Raw genomic sequence first — 13,355 nt, 5'->3', positions numbered from 1 at the left:
CCCGACCCTGACCCTTCCTCTTGGAGAATCCGCCGCGCATGTCCTTCCCGCCCCGCCCCCGCCGGCTCATCACCGCCGGCGTGCTCGCCGCCGTCCTCGGCTCCGCCCTGGTCCCGACCGCGGCGATGGCCGCAGCCCCCGCCGCGCCCGCGGCGACCACCGACTTCACCGACTACGTGAACAGCTTCGTCTCGACCGAGGACGACTTCGGCCAGGACCTCCCGGGGGCCGAGGCGCCCAACTCGCTCGTCAAGATCAACCCGATGACCGTGTCTGGGCGCTCCCACAGCGGCTACGACTACGCCGAGGACCAGATCGCGGGCTTCACGCACACCAACCTCGACGGCGTCGGCGGCTCCGGCGGCGGCGGCGACCTCCTCGTCGTCCCCACCTACACCGCGTACACGAGCCGTCCGTCGACGGACACCTACGCGAAGGACTACAGCCACGACGCCGAGGAGGCCGAGCCCGGCTACTACGGCGTCGAGCTGGGGACCGACCGGGGTGCGATCCTCGCCGAGGCGACCACCGACGTCCGCACCGGTCAGGACCGGTTCACCTTCCCCGAGGCGGGCACCGCCTCGCTCGTCGTGGACCTGCGCAACAACTTCACCCAGCGCAAGGGCGCCACGCTCGACTACCAGAAGCTCCCCGATGGACGCGTATCGCTCTCCGGCGGCTTCACCGGTCACTTCAACGGCTACGACTACACGATGCACTACTACGTCGAGACGACGGCCCCGGTGGCGAGCGTGCGCACCTGGGGAGGCTCCGGAGCGCTCGGCACGACCGCGCATCAGGACGGCGCCGACATCGGAGCGGTCCTGGAGTTCGACGTGGAAGCGGACCAGGAGGTGGGCCTCCGTGTCGCCGTGTCGCCGATCAGCGCCGCGCAGGCGAAGACCGACCTCGCCGCCGAGATGGGCGACCGCGGCTTCGAGCAGGTTCGTCAGGACACCTCGGACGCGTGGAACGAGATCCTCGGACGCCTGGCCGTGACGGCATCGGCGACGAGCGACCCGGACGGGGAGCTGCAGACGCTCTTCTACACGCACCTCTACCGGATGTTCGGCATGCCGGCGAACGCGACGAGCACGAGCGGCACCTATCGCGGGCTGGACGGCGAGGTCCACGAGGCGGACGGCTACACCCACTACGACGGATGGGGCTTCTGGGACGACTTCCGCAAGTACGAGATCCTCGCGATCGGCTATCCGGAGGTCTTCCGCGACATCGCGCAGTCCATCGTCGACCTGTATGCGACCTTCGCGTCGACCGGCAAGGGATCGCTGTCGAACGTCGTGCACTCGGTGCCGACCGTGCGCTTCGAGCGTGCAGCGGTCGTCGTCGCGGACGCCGTCGCCAAGGGAGCGGAGCTGCGCGGCCTCGCGGACGCCTGGCCGGCCCTCGTGTCGCAGGCGCAGGGCGGCTATGCGAACGCGGACAACGTCAAGCGCGGATACATCGCGAACGAGGTGGACGACACGCTCGGCACCGCCTACGACGACTGGGCGATGGCCACGATCGCCGAAGCTCTGGGCAAGACCGCCGAGGCGGAGGCGTACCGCCTGCGCGCGGCGAACTGGACGAACCTCTACCGTGAGGACGCGGTCACGCTGGCCGACGGCAGCACGTCCGGTCTCGTGTTCCCGAAGAACGCCGACGGCGCGTGGGCGAACGTGGACCCGGAGTCCTTCGAGGCGGGCAACGTCTACCAGGGCACCCTCTGGCAGTACAACTGGTACGCCGCGGACGACATGGGCGGCATGATCCAGCTCATGGGCGGCGAGGAGAAGACCCTCTCGGCGCTGAGCTTCATGTTCGGCGAGCACGCCCCGGACGACGGATCGCGGATGCTCCATGCCAATGCGAACGAGATCGACCTGCAGGCGCCGTATCTGTTCAACTACGTCGGCGCTCCGTCGAAGACGCAGTACTGGGTGCGGAGCATCTACACCAAGGAGACCTGGAACCGCTACATCGCCACCGGATCCACGAACGAGGTCCCCTCGCGCGGCGGCGAGTTCTCCCCGCCGGTGAAGACGAAGGTCTTCAAGAACTCCCCGCAGGGCTTCCTGCCGACGATGGACAACGACACCGGCACGATGTCCTCGACGTTCGTCGCCGCGGCGCTCGGCCTGTTCCCCGTCCTCGCAGGGTCGGACGAGTATCAGATCGGCACGCCGTTCTTCGAGAACGTGCGGATCAGCTACGAGTCCGGTCGCACCTTCGACATCACGGCGAACGGCGTCTCCGCTGACGACTTCTACATCCAGTCCGCGACGCTGAACGGCCAGGACTTCGACCGCACCTGGATCACCTACGACCAGCTCACCGCCGGAGGGCGGCTGTCCTTCGACATGGGCGGGACCGCCTCCGACTGGGCCGAGGAGGGCGTCGCCTCCTCGTCGCTGAGCGACGAGGTCCCGAGCTCGATCTACGAGCCGACCAGCGCGATCTCGATCGGCTCGAAGGTGTTCGCCGAGTCGGATGCCGGTGACGGGTCGATCGGCAACGGCATCCCGCTGACGCTCGCCAACGGCACGTTCGCGGGCAGGAACGGCGATGACCTCGCCGCATCCGGCGCCATCTCCGCGGAGAACGTGCCCGCGGGCCTCACCCTGGTCGCCGAGCGCACCGGCGACCGCAGCGTGCTGCTGACCCTCGAGGGCAGGGCCGAGCGGTCGGGGACGATGGACAGCATCGACGACCTGCAGCTCGCCATCGCCGACGACGCCTTCCGCAAGAAGCCGTCGACGGGCACGCGGACTTTCGCGCTCCAGGTCGTCTTCGACGGCGTCACGCTGCGCGCGGATCGCACCCGCGTCGTCTCCGCGCCGGACGGCACGATCGACGCGACCGTCGCACTCACCCTCAGCGGCGCCGCGTTCGCCGGCACGTCGGGACGCGACCTCGTCGCCGACGGGGCGCTGACCCTGCCCGGGCTTCCCGACGGGGTCGCCGCGACCGGGGTCAAGCGCGACGACGCGACCGTCGAGGTGCACCTCACCGGATCGCTCGGCGAGGCCCAGAGGGCCTCGTTCTCCCTCGCGTTCACGGATTCCGCGATCACGGGCGCCCCGGCGTCGAGCATCCGCGGGGACGGCGTCTCCGGCCTGGGGACGCTCGAGCTCGTCGTGGACCGTCAGCGGCGCGCGCAGCTGGAGGCGCTCCTCGCGGAGGCCGAGCTGGTGGTCAAGGGTGCCTACACCGCATCGTCCTTCGCCGCGTTCAGCGCGGCGCGCGACGAGGCGAGGGCGGTCCTGGCGGACACCGGGTCGACGGACGAGCAGCTCGAGTCCGCGCTCAAGGCGCTCACCAAGGCCGGCGCGGCGCTCGCGATCGCCGAGACGCCTTACCGGGTGCTGGAGGCGGAGGACTTCGACGCCTCCTCCGGTGGACGGCTCAACCCCGAGACGACCGCGGACTCCGCGGGAGGGACCGTGGGGAACATCGGCGGCGTCACGGTGGGCTCGTGGATCTCCTACGAAGGGATCGACTTCGCGGGGGCGCTCCCGGTCCGCGTGAAGCTGCGCTACGCCAACCACCCGGCCGACACGGCGAAGGACGAGTACGTCGAGGTCCGCGTCGGAGCCGTCGACGGCCCTGTGGCGGCGAAGATCGACGTGCAGACCACCGACGGCTGGAACAGCTTCGCGACCGCGGAGGCCGTGATCGAGCATCCGGAGCTGCTCGCCGGATCGAACACGATCTACTTCGTGTTCGGCGGCACGCCGGACCCGGCGGCGGCGAACTCCTGGGTCGTGAACCTCGACTGGGCGCAGTTCCTGAAGACGACCGAGGACGAGGTCGTGGTGGATCCGGTGCGGGTGCAGGCGGAGGACGCCAGCACGACCAGCGGCGGATCGCTCATCAAGGAGGGCACGAGCCCCTCCGGCAACATCGGCGGGACGTACGACGGCGGCGAGCTGACCTACCAGGACGTCGACTTCGGAGCCGGGGAGCTCGCGACCATCACGGTGCGCTCCTCGACCCGCGATGAGAGAGTCGGCGCCGATCCGCGACTGGAGTTCTACCTCGACGAGAAGAGCGAGGAGAACAGGGTCGGCACGGTGCAGCTCCCGAAGACCGGCGGATGGGGCAACTACGTCGTGACCACGGCGGATCTCGACCGCCCGGTGACGGGGACGCACACGCTCATCGTCGTCATGCGCGTGGACGCCGTCGCCGGTCAGGAGTTCAACTACGTCTCCAACCTCGACTGGTTCGAGTTCGCGCCGGTCGCCGTGGAGCAGCCGCCGGTCGACCTCGGCGCGCTGCAGGCCGCCGTGGCGGATGCTCAGGCGCTCGCCGCCCACGAGGACCGCTATCTCGCGGTGGACTTCGCGGTGTTCCGTGCGGCGCTGGACCGCGCGGCGCGGGTCGCGGAGGCGTCCGGCGCGACGCAGGACGAGGTGGACGAGGCGCTGCGGATCCTCACGCTCGCCGCGGATCAGCTGGAGTGGAAGGCCGTGCGCCTGCTGCCGGTGCTGCTCGATCGGGCGGCGGCCGTCGACCGCGACGCCTACACCCCCGAGACGGTGGCCGCGCTGGATGCCGCGGTCGAGGTCGCGACGGCCGTGCAGGACGGCGCCTCCTACGAGGAGTACGCCGCTGCGGTGGCCGGTCTCGAGAAGGCGCTCGACGGGCTCGCCGAGCCGGGCGAGGAACCGGGTACGGGGGAGCCGGGTACCGGAGAACCGGGGACGGGCGAGCCGGGTACGGGAGAGCCTGGTACCGGAGAGCCCGGCGCAGAGCAGCCGTCCGGCACGCCCGACGCCCCTGTCGAAGACGGCGCCGAACTGCCGGAGGGGCTCCGCGACCTCATCTCCGCGACGGTGTCGGGCCGGTGGGTCACGGTGACGGGGCTCGGCGCCTCGGTCTGGCACTTCGGCTACGTCTACTCGGAGCCCACGGCGCTGGGCTGGGCGCAGACCGACGCCTCGGGCGTCGCCACGCTGGCGCTGCCGGACGGCCTCGCCCCGGGGACGCACCGGCTCGCGATGCTGGACGCCGACGGCGAGCTCGTCGGCTGGACCGAGATCACGATCGCGGCGTCCTCCGGCGGGAGCGACGACCTCGCCGTGACCGGCGCGGACGGCGCGGTCTGGTGGACCGTCGGCGGCCTCGGAGCGCTGCTCCTCGCCCTCGGCGCGGTGCTGCTGATCATCCGCCGCCGCGTGCGGAGCTGACCGGAGCCGCCCTTCGCCGAGAGGATCCTCCCGGCGAAGGGCGGTGCCCTGCGCTCCGGGTGGGACTCGGCAGCGTGCTACGCCTCGAAGTGGCGGTTCGCTCGCGCGCGTCGCCAGGCCGCTCGGCAGCGCACCGTGAACTCCTCCGCGATCGCGATCGGTCCGTCGTGGTTGACCATGACCGCCAGCGGCGTGATCGCTGCGGTGTCGGAGAGCGGCAGGCACACCACGCCTGGCAGGCGCATCCGTGTGCTCAGCTCGGGGACGATGGAGATGCCGATGCCGCACCCGACCAGGCCGAAGGTCATCTGGTCGCTGTCCGTGGTGTGCACGACGCGGGGGCTGAAGCCCGCGCGGTTGCAGGCGGCGGTCACGGCGTCGAACGCTACGGGTGCGCGATCGCGGGAGAACATGATGAAGGGCTCGTCGGCCAACGTGGACAGCTCCACCTTCGGGTGGGACGCCTGGGGGTGCTCGACGGGCAGTGCGACGTACAGCGGCTCGTCGAAGAGCGGGACGTGGTGCAGACCCTCCGGCCGGCGTACGCGGTAGATGCCCAGCTCGATCGCGTTGTCGCGCAGAGCCTGTCGCTGGGCCTTCTCCTGCATGGCGTACACGACCGGTTCCATGAGGTCTCCGACGGAGGGCAGGACGAGCGGAAGGAGACCGGTGAGCGCACTCGTGACGCTTCCCAGCCGGATCCGGGGGACGTCCGTCTGCTGCTCGTGCAGCACTCCCCCGATCTCGCCGACCCTGCGCAGGATGTCGTTCGCCTCACGGAGGAGGCGCGCCCCGGCGGCCGTGAGCAGCACACCGTTGCGCGTGCGGTTGAACAGAGTGACGTCGAGCTCGTTCTCCAGCTTCTTGATCGCACTGCTCAGCGGAGGCTGCGCCATGTGGAGCTGCTTCGCGGCGGCGGTGAAGCTGCGCGCCTCGGCGACCGCGACGAAGTACCGAAGCTCCCGCAACTCCAGTCGGTCCACGTCCCTCAGCCTATTCGACCCCGTCGGCGGTGAGCTCATGATGAGGACCGGATCGTCCGGGATGCACCGGGAACGGTCATCGGGCGGCGTCGCAACGTGCGCCTCCCGGATCGACGGCTGCGGACACTATGCGGACGGCAGCGGCTCGAGGAAGGGGTCGACCCGGTAGGGGGTGGAGCCGTCGAGCGCGTACTGCGCGGCGATGCGGCCGAAGATGGGAGAGAGCTTGAACCCGTGTCCGCTGAAGCCCGTGAGGACCGTCGTGCGGGGGGAGTCCTGCCACCGGAGTATGCGCGGGGTCTTGTCGTCGACGTAGCTCTCGATGTAGACGTCGAACCGGGCTGGCTCCGGCCCGAGATCGGGGATGTAGGCGTGCACCGCATCCCCGATGGATGCGACGTCGGCGGGATCGAGCCAGCGGTCGACGTCCTCCACGCGCGCCTCGTGGTCCCAGAACGGCGTGATGCCCGCCTTGACGGTGCTGCCGTCGAGCGAGGGGACGCCGAAGATGTGCACCCCCTCGGTGTCACGGATGAACGCGGGGAAGCGCTCGGCGACGAAGAGCTCGGGTCGCGAGGGGACGAACCAGGTCAGCGCCTGGCGCTGGACGACGAGTGCCGGGCTGACATCCGGGAGGAACTCCCGGGACCAGGGGCCGACCGTGACGATGACATGACCCGCGCGATACGAGCCGGCGGACGTGATCACCCTGACATGGTCGGATTCCGGCTCTATGCCGATGACCGGCTCCCTGCCGTGCAGCTCGGCTCCGGCCCTCTCCGCCGTCAGGAGGGCTGCCTTGATGGCCGATTCGGGCCGCAGCGCACCGCCCAGCAGGTCGAGGATGCCCATCTCGCCGTCGACGGCCCTGTGCTGCGGGAAGCGCCGTGCCAGCTCGTCGCCGTCGAGCAGCTCGGCGGGGAGGTCATAGGTCCTGATCGACTCGACGACCCGCGACATCTGCGGCAGCTCCGTGCTTCCGATCGACAGCGCGCCGATCTGGCGATAGAGCGGCCATCCGGTCTCGCGCTCCAGCTCGAGCCACAGCTTGCGGGCCTCCAGCAGCAGCGGCACGTAGCTCGGGCCTTCATGGTACGCGGTGCGGAAGAGTCGGGACTCGCCGGCGCCTGCGCCGCGGGCATGCCCCAGCCCGTACTGGTCGAAGCCGAGCACGCGAACGCCCTCGCGCCGTGTGAGCTGCCAGGCCGCCATCGAGCCCATCGTGCCGAGCCCGACGATTGCCACATCCGCGTCCATCACGGTGTTCTTCCCTTCCGATTCGCTTGGCGCGGCGCCTGAGCGGGCCGCGAGTTCGTTCTAGCAGCGTGTGCTACGGGCCCGATAGTGACCGTGTCGCGTCTCGCGGCGTACCGTGTGGGTATGTCTCTTGACATGCAACTCCTCGGTAACGTACCCCTCGTGCGTGCGTGCGCGACGGTCACGCGGTGGACACATTCCGGCAATGCGTCCGACGCATTCTGAGAGCGTCCGGTACTCCGCGGGGTATGCCATACCGACCGAATCCGCAGCCATTCGCATGCGGTATTGGTCAGCCGAATCGGGCTCTGCAACGATTGCCGTCAATCATCGCCGGGTCGGCACCCGATCTCACCGACCTGCGCGGTCGGATCTGCGGACGCCGGGGAGACACGGCTCGCAGACCCGATGCGATCGCACGCACCGGGGAACACGGACCACGAGACGAGCAACAGGAAACGGGTATGGGTTACAGAATCGCGGTGGACACCGGCGGCACCTTCACAGATGTGTGCCTCTACGACGAGGCGACGCGCACAGTGGCCGTCACGAAGGTCTCGAGCACGCCGGCGGACCCCGGCGCCGCCGTCGTCGAGGGCGTGAAGAAGATCCTCCTCTCCGCCGACGGCGCCTTGGATGAGACGGCGTTCGGCAGCGTCTCCTACTTCGCCCACGGCACCACCGTCGCCACGAACGCACTGCTCCAGGAGAAGGGCGCCAGGACCGGCCTGATCACGACCCGCGGCTTCAAGGACCTTCTCGAGATCGCGCGGCAGAAGCGGCCCGGTCTCTACGACCTCTTCGGAGTCAAGCCCACTCCGCTGGTGAGCCGTGATCTCCGCCTGGAGGTCGATGAGCGCGTCCGCTTCGACGGGTCGATCGAGACCGAGCTCGACGCTGAGGACGTCCGCCTCCAGGCGCGCGCCCTCAAGGCGGCGGGCGTCACGGCCGTCGCGGTGTGCTTCCTCTACAGCTACCTGGTGCCTGACCACGAGCGGAAGGTGAAGGAGATCCTCGCCGAGGAGCTGCCGGACGCGTTTCTCTCCGTCTCCCATGAGGTGCTCCCGCAGTTCCGCGAGTACGAGCGGCTGTCGACCGTGGTGATCAACGCCTTCATCGGTCCCACGATGCACGGCTATCTCACCCGCCTCGAGTCGCGCCTGCGTGAGGAGGGACTCCGGCCCAAGGCCCACGTCACGCAGTCCAACGGCGGGATCATGTCCTTCACGGCGGCCGCCGGACTGCCTGTCCGAACCGTCCTCTCGGGGCCGAGCACGGGCGTCGTCGGCTCGGCGGAGGTCTGCCGCGCGTCCGGGATCGAGGACATCATCACCTTCGACATGGGGGGCACCTCCTCGGATGTCGCACTCGTCGCCGGAGGGCGTCCGGTGGAGACCAACGGCATGGAGCTGGACGGCCGCCCGGTCCAGGCGCCGATGCTCGACATCAACACGGTCGGCGCCGGAGGCGGTTCGATCGCCTGGATCGACGAGGGCGGCCACCTCAAGGTCGGCCCGCAGTCCGCCGGTGCCGTGCCTGGCCCCGCCTGTTACGGACTGGGGAACACCGCGCCGACGGTCACGGACGCGAACGTCGTCCTCGGCGTGCTCAACCAGAGCCATCTGCTCGGTGGCACCATGCCGATCGACGCGTCGCTCTCGTACCAGGCCGTGGCGGCTCTCGGAGAACGGCTCGGCCTCTCGCCGGAGGACACCGCGCAGGGGATCATCAGCGTGGTCACCGCGAACATGGCCAGAGCCATCCGCGTGATCTCCGTGCAGCGCGGATACGATCCCAGCGACTACGCCCTGGTCTCCTTCGGCGGTGCTGGCCCGCTGCATTCGGCGCGTCTCGCCCAAGAGCTCAACATGCGTCGCACGGTCATCCCGCACAGCCCCGGGGCCACCAGCGCGATGGGGATGCTCATGGCGGACCTGAAGACGGAGAGCTCCGTGACCCGCGTGGTCCGGCTCACCATTGAGGCGATCCCGGTGGTGCGCGAGCTGCTCCGCGACCTGGAGGCGAGCGTCGTCGGCTGGTTCGAGGAGGAGAACGTGGCGCTCGCGGATCGATCGGTCTCGCGCATCCTCGAGGTGCGCTATGTGGGCCAGAACTATGAGATGGCGGTCGAGGTGCCGGATGCGGACGATCCCCAGCTGTGGCTCGGGTCCGTGCGCGCGCAGTTCGACGCGCTGCACGAGCAGCGCTACGGCTATCACATGGACGACGCCGCGATCGAGGTCGTCACCCTGCGTGTGGGCGGGACGGGGGCCGTGCCCCATGCGGAGTTCCCCGCCCGCCCGATCGTCGGCACGGATCCGTCGCCGGCCGTCATCGGCGAAAGGGACATCTACCTGCCGGAGTTCGGACAGCGGCGCACCTCGCCCGTGTATCAGCGCGAGCTGCTGCCGGCGGGCGCGATCATCGACGGCCCGGCCGTCATCGAGCAGTACGACACCACGACCTTCCTCGTACCGGGAGAGTCGGCGCGCGTCGACGAGCGCCTGCTCATCGTCACCGAGCTCGGTGCACCAGGATCAGGCGCCACGAGAACAGAGGAGAACGCATGACCGGCACGATCGACCGCCCGGCGCTCGCGGCAGACCCGGCACCGGCCCTCAATCCGGTGCTCGTCGAGGTCATCGGTTCCGCACTCGCATCCATCTGCGAGGAGATGGGCGAGGCGCTCGTCAAGGCGAGCTACTCGCCCAACATCAAGGAGCGCCGGGACTCGACGACCGCGCTGTTCGACGCCGAGGGCACGACGCTCGCTCAGGCGGAGCACATCCCGATCCACTTCGGAAGCCTCATGGGCGTCGTGGCGTCCGTGCTCGACCGCTATCCGGTCGAGACCCTTCGCGACGGAGATGTCTTCATCGGCAATGACCCGCACACCGGCGGCGGCACCCACCTGCCCGACATCGTCCTGCTCTCCCCGATCTTCGTCGAGGGCAGACTGCGGGCGTGGGCGACGAACCTCGCCCACCACGCCGACTATGCCGAGCGCACGCACGAGCACATCTTCCAGGAGGGGCTGCGCATCCCCGCCGTGCGGCTGTTCACGGCCGGCGAGATGGACGAGGACATCTGGCATCTGATCCTCACCAACATGCAGGTGCCCGCCGAGCGCCGGGCGGACCTGCGTGCGCAGATGGCGGCGAACCGCCTCGGCATCCAGCGCTACCGGGAGATCTGCTCGCGGTACGGCGCCGATATCGTCGAGCAGGCCGGACGCGACCTCATGGACTATACGGAGCGCAAGATCCGGCTCGGGATCGCGGAGATCCCCGACGGCACCTATGAGTTCGACGACCTCTTCGACTCGGACGAGTTCGAGGGCGAGCTGCCCATCTCGCTGTCCTTGACCGTCCGCGGCGATGAGATGTTCCTCGAGTTCCAGGCGCCCCCGCAGATCCGCGCCGGCATCAACAACGTCTGGACGGCGCTGCTGGCGACGGTGTACTACGCCGTCAAGGCGGTGATCGGGATGGAGGTGTTCGCCAACGCCGGTCTCTATCGTCCGATCCACGTGACCGCTCCCCGGGCCTCGATCCTCAACTGCGTGGTCCCCGCCGCCGTCTACGGACGCATCCAGCTCGGGCAGCGCGTCGTCGACCTGATCCTGGGCGCTCTCGCCCAGGCGGTCCCTGCGCGTGTGCCCGCCGCGAGCTACAGCGGCTGCCCGACGATGTGCTTCTCCGGCGTCGACCCGCGGACCGGCGAGTACTACATCTACATCGAGTCGATCGGCGGTGGTCATGGCGCCGGTATCGACGTCGACGGGATGGACGGCGCGCAGGCGCATCTCACCAACACCTCGAACCTGCCCGTGGAGAGCCTCGAGGCGGAGTACCCGCTCACGGTCGTCCGCTACGGTCTCGTCGACGACTCATCGGGTCACGGGCGTCACCGCGGGGGCATGGGCATCTGGCGGGAGATCCGCGCGGAGCACGACGAGTGCCGGTGCGAGACCAGCGTCACCCGTGTCACGACCTCGCCGTGGGGACTCTTCGGGGGCACGGACGGCCAGCGCCTGCGCGTCCAGAAGGGCGACGGGACGGTCGTGACCGACACCTGGACCACGCTGTCGACGGGTGAGTCGCTCGCCTGCATCATCGCCGGCGGAGGCGGATACGGGGACCCGCACGAGCGGGACCGCGCGGCCGTCGCCACCGATGTGCGCGAGGGTCGGATCTCCGCCGACATCGCCAGAGACGTCTACGGACCCTACTCCGCCTGATCCCCCGATCGGGCATCCGCATCCTGGCTCTCCGCCGGTGCTCTCCGAAGCTGCATCACCCCATCACAGTGACAGGAAGGCAAGTCAGATATGAACACCACTTTCATGCGCAGAGCGCGCATGGCGGGACTCGCGGGTCTGGCCGCCGCGGCGGTCGTCCTCGCCGGCTGCGCGGGACCGTCCGACGACGCGGAAGACGCCGCCCCGGCGGCCGAACAGGTGCTTCGCTACGGGAACTCCGGCGAGCCGCAGCCCATCCAGGCGGGGCTCGACCAGGGAAATGTCGGCGTGACCATGGATACTCTGGTGCACGCGGGGCTGGTGACCTGGAACAAGGACGAGGAGCTCGTCCCGTACCTCGCGGAGAGCTACGAGCAGGATGATGCCACCACATACACGTTCACGCTGCGGGAGGGCCTCACCTTCCAGGACGGCGAACCCTTGACGAGTGAGGACGTCGCGGCGTCGCTGCTCTATCTCGCGGAGCCGGAGAACGGGGCCAAGTCCGTCACCGGCCTCTCGGACATCGAGTCCGTCGACACGCCGGACGAGCTGACCGCGGTGATCTCGCTCTCGGCGCCGAACTCCGCCTTCCTCGAGTACCTCGCCGACCCGACGTCGGCGATCTACCCCGCGGAGGCGCTCGAGTTCGGCGCGGTCGCGGAGATCGGGGCCGGACCGTTCCAGATCGAGGAGAAGACCGCGGGCGTCGGGATGACCCTCAGCAGGTTCGACGGCTTCTGGAACGCGGAAGACGTCACGCTCGACACGATCGAGATCACCTACTATCCGGACGCCACGGCGCGGGTGAACGCGCTCCTCGCCGGTGAGATCGACTTCATGGACTTCGTGCCCTGGGCGGACTTCGAGCGGCTGGACACCACGGAGGGCATCGTGCTGGATCAGCAGGAAGCCCAGTTCATGTACGTCTACTTCAACGTCGTCGAGGGCAGTCCTCTCAGCGATCCCGTCGTCCGGAGGGCCGTGTCCACCGCGATCGATCGGCAGTCCGTGATCGACTCCGCCTTCTTCGGATACGGCACCGCCTCCAGTTCGATCCCGGTCGCGGCGGGCTCCGTCGCGGACGTGCCGGAGGCGAAGGATCCCTTCGAGTACGATCCCGACGCCGCGCATCAGATGCTCCTGGACGCCGGATACGCCGACGGCGACCTCACCCTCGACTTCACCACGAGCTCGCAGTACGCGTTCCTGCTGGACTCCGCCCTCTCGATCCAGGCGGATCTCGAGGCGATCGGCATCACCGTCAACATCGTCGACGTCGACTACGCGGCCTACCAGGAGCTCGGGGTCAACGGCGAGTACGACATCACGACCGTCGGCGGCGCCGGAGCGGTGCTGAACCCGTTCTGGATCAAGAACTACGTGACGGGGCCGGATTCGTACGTGCGCAGCTTCGGCTACAACAACGAGGCCCTGAACGCGGCCCTGGATGCGGGCCTGCGGGGCGCGACCCCCGAGGAGCAGACGGAGGGCTTCACGGAGGCGTTCACGATCATCAACGAGGACGTGCCCTTCACGATGATCGGCCGTCGCAACCAGGCGTACGCCTACACCGACGACGTCACCGGGTTCGCCGCCTTCCCCGGGTTCCTCAACCTGTACTCGGGGATCGCCATCCAGGACGTCGTCCTCACCGAGTGATCGCCTAGGCCGGATCGGACC

Annotated in this window: 6 protein-coding genes; 4 read left to right on the top strand and 2 right to left on the bottom strand. The window is 69.3% G+C overall.

Features of this window, described 5'->3' with window-relative positions; genetic code table 11:
- The first annotated feature begins 38 nt into the window (after positions 1–38).
- Positions 39–5,192: a glycoside hydrolase domain-containing protein gene (locus ACYVGQ_RS03585; RefSeq protein WP_460783151.1), complete on the top strand. Its 5,154-nt coding sequence runs from the start codon at positions 39–41 to the stop codon at positions 5,190–5,192.
- Between the two features lie 77 nt (positions 5,193–5,269).
- On the opposite strand, the gene ACYVGQ_RS03580 is transcribed toward ACYVGQ_RS03585, so the two are convergent.
- Entirely contained in the window at positions 5,270–6,175 is a 906-nt protein-coding gene (locus ACYVGQ_RS03580; RefSeq protein WP_460783150.1) for a LysR substrate-binding domain-containing protein, read from the bottom strand.
- Between the two features lie 126 nt (positions 6,176–6,301).
- On the bottom strand, positions 6,302–7,432 hold the full coding sequence (solA, locus tag ACYVGQ_RS03575) for an N-methyl-L-tryptophan oxidase (protein ID WP_460783149.1): 1,131 nt from the start codon (positions 7,430–7,432) through the stop codon (positions 6,302–6,304).
- Positions 7,433–7,896: 464 nt separating this feature from the next.
- Here solA and ACYVGQ_RS03570 point away from each other — a divergent pair, with 464 nt between their 5' ends.
- The 3 genes from ACYVGQ_RS03570 to ACYVGQ_RS03560 all read left to right on the top strand — a co-directional run bounded on the left by ACYVGQ_RS03570 (position 7,897) and on the right by ACYVGQ_RS03560 (position 13,334).
- The gene (locus ACYVGQ_RS03570; protein WP_460783148.1) at positions 7,897–10,002 is read left to right on the top strand and encodes a hydantoinase/oxoprolinase family protein; all 2,106 of its coding nucleotides are present in this window, start codon (positions 7,897–7,899) and stop codon (positions 10,000–10,002) included.
- Positions 9,999–11,672 (top strand): hydantoinase B/oxoprolinase family protein, encoded by a 1,674-nt coding sequence (locus ACYVGQ_RS03565; protein ID WP_460783147.1) that lies wholly within the window; start codon positions 9,999–10,001, stop codon positions 11,670–11,672. The genes ACYVGQ_RS03570 and ACYVGQ_RS03565 overlap by 4 nt, the downstream gene beginning before the upstream one ends.
- 90 nt (positions 11,673–11,762) lie before the next feature.
- Positions 11,763–13,334, top strand: a complete 1,572-nt coding sequence (locus ACYVGQ_RS03560) for an ABC transporter substrate-binding protein (RefSeq protein ID WP_460783146.1) — start codon at positions 11,763–11,765, stop codon at positions 13,332–13,334.
- The last annotated feature ends 21 nt before the right edge of the window (positions 13,335–13,355 follow it).

It is taken from the genome of Microbacterium tumbae (genome assembly GCF_054780175.1).
The sequence above is the reverse complement of the archived record's forward strand: the minus strand, read 5'-3'. Positions and strand labels throughout refer to the sequence as shown.

Coding starts and splice junctions, on each gene's coding strand:
- ACYVGQ_RS03585 (WP_460783151.1), top strand. CDS start 39: ATGTCCTTCCCGCCCCGCCCCCGCCGGCTCATCACCGCCGGCGTGCTC.
- ACYVGQ_RS03560 (WP_460783146.1), top strand. CDS start 11,763: ATGAACACCACTTTCATGCGCAGAGCGCGCATGGCGGGACTCGCGGGT.
- ACYVGQ_RS03565 (WP_460783147.1), top strand. CDS start 9,999: ATGACCGGCACGATCGACCGCCCGGCGCTCGCGGCAGACCCGGCACCG.
- ACYVGQ_RS03570 (WP_460783148.1), top strand. CDS start 7,897: ATGGGTTACAGAATCGCGGTGGACACCGGCGGCACCTTCACAGATGTG.
- solA (WP_460783149.1), bottom strand. CDS start 7,432: ATGGACGCGGATGTGGCAATCGTCGGGCTCGGCACGATGGGCTCGATG.